Source organism: Bradyrhizobium sp. PRIMUS42, from assembly GCF_023006515.1.
Taxonomy (GTDB): domain Bacteria; phylum Pseudomonadota; class Alphaproteobacteria; order Rhizobiales; family Xanthobacteraceae; genus Bradyrhizobium.
Genome location: NZ_JALBGZ010000673.1, coordinates 1 through 3,427, shown reverse-complemented (window position 1 = coordinate 3,427; position 3,427 = coordinate 1). Strand labels below are relative to the sequence as shown.

Here is a 3,427-nt window from a genome sequence, read left to right as displayed (position 1 = left end):
CGGGTCGTCCGCGCCGCCCATGCGCCGAAGCGCGGCAAGGTCGGCATCGTCTCGGGCGGCGGCTCGGGACATCTACCGCTGTTCACCGGCTATGTCGGCCAGGGCCTGCTCGACGCCTGCGCGATCGGCGACGTGTTCGCGGGACCGTCAGTGGATTCCTGCGTGCAGGCGATCAAGGCGGTCGATGGCGGACGAGGCGTGCTGCGCCTCTACGGAAATTACGGCGGCGACCGCATGAACTTCGATCTTGCCGGCGAGATGGTCGAGATGGACGACATTCCGACCACGACCGTGCTCGGCACGGACGATATCGCCTCCGCGCCGCCGCAAGAGGCCGGCAAGCGCCGCGGCGTCGCCGGAATCATCTATGCCTACAAGATCGCTGGCGCGAAGGCCGATACCGGCGCCGATCTCGCCGAGGTCACCGCGACCGCTCAGTCCGCTGTCGATGCCTGCCGCACCATCGGCGTCGCACTCGCGCCTTGCCAGATTCCGGGGGCCGCGAAGCCGACCTTCGAAATCGGCGCTGACGAGATCGAGATGGGCATGGGCATCCATGGCGAGCCGGGCATTTGGCGCGACAAGCTCCGTTCGGCAGACGAGATCGCCGACGAGATGGTGAAGCGCTTGCGTGCCGACGCGGTCGCCCACGGATCCGATCGCGTTTCCGTGCTGGTGAATAGCCTCGGTGCGACGCCGCTCGAGGAGTTGTTCATCGTCTATCGCCGCGTCGCTGCGCTTCTCAGGAAGGACGGGTTGACCATCGTGCGTCCGCTGGTCGGGCACTACGTCACCTCGATGGAGATGGCGGGGCTGTCGATCAGTCTGATTCACCTTGATGCCGAACGAGAGAAGCTGCTGGCAGCGCCCTGCGCCTGTCCGTTCTGGAGGGTGTGAGGTGGCGATCACGGCCGATACGCTCCGCAGCGCAGCCTTTCGTGCCAGAGACGCGGCTGCGGCCGCCCAGGATGATCTCAACGCCGCCGACGGCAAGATCGGCGACGGCGACACCGGGGTCATGCTGCGCCGGCTGTTCGAGGCCGTCGCAACTGCCATTCCCAATGAAGAGACGGACGTCGGCCTGGTGTTTCAGGCCTGTGCCAAAGCCTGCGCCAGCGGAACGGGATCGAGCCTGGGAACGCTGGTCACGGTTGCGATGATGACGCTGGCCAGAACGACCATGGGGCGCAATGAGATCGGCTGGGACGAACTCGGCGGCTTACTCGCCTCGATCCGCGACCAGATGATGACGCGCGGCGGCGCCAGGATCGGCGACAAGACGGTTGTCGACATGCTCGATGCCGTCGCGATTGCACTGGCGCATTGCAGAACGCACGACGAAGCGATCGCTGCGGCGCAAAAGGCCGCGCGCGAAACGCTCGACGCATTCCGGGAGCGGCCGAACAGGCTCGGACGTGCCCGTATGTTCGGCGAGCGGACGATCGGGCTCGATGATCCCGGCATGCTCGCCTTTTCCCGTCTGCTGGCCGCAGTTGCGGCTTGAACGCCGGATTGCAGTGGTACAGACGAGGGCAGGGTCATGAAGGAGGCCGCGATGTACGTCCAGGTTCTGCCACGTCCCGGGCCGGAGGTTATCGCCGCCGTGCGAGCAAAACTCGTCGAGCGCCTCGGCACGCGCGTGAGCGTTTCGCAGGCCATGCTCGACCAGCATAGTCATGGTGAGGGCCTGCCGGCGATCGGCATGCCCGATCTCGTGGTGTTTCCCGAGACCAACGATGAGGTCGCGTTCGTTCTCGCGCTCTGCAACGAACACCGCGTGCCGGTCACGCCGTTCGGTGCCGGCTCATCGCTGGAGGGTCAGCTCGCGGCGGTTGCCGGTGGCGTTTCGCTCGACACGAGCCGCTTCGACAAGATCCTCGACGTCTCGCCGGATTCGCTCGATTGCCGGGTCCAGGCCGGCGTGACGCGCGAAGCGCTCAATGCAGGGATCCGCGACACCGGCCTGTTCTTTCCAGTCGACCCCGGAGCGAACGCCTCGATCGGCGGCATGGCCTCGACCCGCGCGTCCGGCACCAATGCGGTATGCTATGGCACGATGCGCGAGAACATCCTCGGGCTCACCGTCGTCACGCCCGATGGGCGGATCGTGCGCACCGGCAGCCGCGCGCGCAAATCCTCAGCCGGCCTCGATCTCACCCATCTCTATGTCGGTAGCGAAGGCACTCTCGGCGTCATCACCGAGATCCAGCTCAAGCTCTATGGCCTGCCGGAGACGATCGTCGCGGCCGTTTGCCAGTTCCAGTCGCTCGAAGGGGCCGTCGCCGCCGTGGTGACGGCGCTGCAATCGAACCTGAAGATGGCCCGCGTCGAACTGCTCGACGAGATGCAGATGCGTGCCGCGATCAATTACTCAAAGCTCGATTATGCGGAGACGCCGACATTGTTCCTCGAATTCCAGGGCACGCCGAATGGTGTGCGCGAGGACGTCGAGATGATGCGGACGATCACGGAGGAACACGGCGGCGGAGCGTTCCAGTTCGCGGAGCGGCCAGAGGATCGCAATCGCTTGTGGAAGGCGCGCCACAATTCCTATCAAGCCGTGATGGCGCTGAGTCCCGGCAAGAACAATATGGGCACCGACGCCTGCGTGCCGATCGCGGCCTTGCCAGCCTGCCTGCTGGAGACCAAAGCCGACATCGTCGCGTCGGGATTGACTGCGCCGATCGTCGGGCATGTCGGCGACGGCAATTTCCATCTCGGCATCCTGTTCGATCCCAAAGATGCAGAGGAGACGGCACGGGCCGAGGGACTCGCATTCCGCACCGCGCGCCGCGCCATTGCCATGGGCGGCACCTGTTCGGGCGAACATGGCGTCGGACTGCACAAGATCGTCCATATGGAAGCCGAGCATGGCGAAGGCGTCGCGCTGATGAAGGCGGTGAAGAAGGCATTGGACCCAACCGGGATCATGAATCCGGGCAAGGTCTACCCTTGACGGGCATGAGCGGATGGCGCGACTTGGGCGCCGCGAGCGCCCGGGACAGTCTCTCCGCCAGCCTTCGCAAACGACATTTGCGCAAGGCTGTCGCGCCGAAGCCCTTAGGGCGAAGGCGGACTCATTGCCGTTCGATTCAGCTCGGCAAGCCCGGGGCGAACTTTCTTCTGGGCCTTCCGCGATCTGTCTCATCCCGTCAATTTCCATTTCCCGTCCCCCGCCCGCTTCAGCGCGGGATCGCTCACCCGTACGTGCTCGGCGAGAAAGTCGATGAATGCGCGCACCCTTGCAGGAAGCGGCGCGGTATGGCCGACATAGACCGCGTGGATGTCTTCGCGGTCGCCCGGATTGTAGTTTTGCAGCACCGGTACGAGACGGCCGGATTCGATATCGGGCCAGATGTGGAAGAGGGCGAGGCGGGCGAGGCCGACGCCGCCGAGGCAGAGACGGCGGGCGGCTTCGCCGTCGCTG

General features: G+C 65.5%; 4 protein-coding genes. 3 read left to right on the top strand and 1 reads right to left on the bottom strand.

Annotated features, from left to right (window positions below; all coding sequences use genetic code 11):
• The 3 genes from MOV75_RS31640 to MOV75_RS31630 all read left to right on the top strand — a co-directional run.
• Positions 1–897 (top strand): dihydroxyacetone kinase subunit DhaK (locus MOV75_RS31640; RefSeq protein WP_247007283.1); only part of this gene is annotated, 897 nt, incomplete at its 5' end.
• A 1-nt stretch (position 898) separates the two neighbouring features.
• Positions 899–1,504: a dihydroxyacetone kinase subunit L gene (locus tag MOV75_RS31635; RefSeq protein WP_247007282.1), complete on the top strand. Its 606-nt coding sequence runs from the start codon at positions 899–901 to the stop codon at positions 1,502–1,504.
• A gap of 36 nt (positions 1,505–1,540) precedes the next feature.
• Positions 1,541–2,956 (top strand): FAD-binding oxidoreductase, encoded by a 1,416-nt coding sequence (locus tag MOV75_RS31630; protein WP_247007281.1) that lies wholly within the window; start codon positions 1,541–1,543, stop codon positions 2,954–2,956.
• 188 nt (positions 2,957–3,144) lie between these two features.
• Here the strand turns inward: MOV75_RS31630 and MOV75_RS31625 are convergent.
• A partial coding sequence (locus tag MOV75_RS31625; protein WP_247007280.1) for a LysR substrate-binding domain-containing protein occupies positions 3,145–3,427 on the bottom strand: 283 nt, incomplete at its 5' end.

Coding starts and splice junctions, on each gene's coding strand:
- MOV75_RS31630 (WP_247007281.1), top strand. CDS start 1,541: ATGAAGGAGGCCGCGATGTACGTCCAGGTTCTGCCACGTCCCGGGCCG.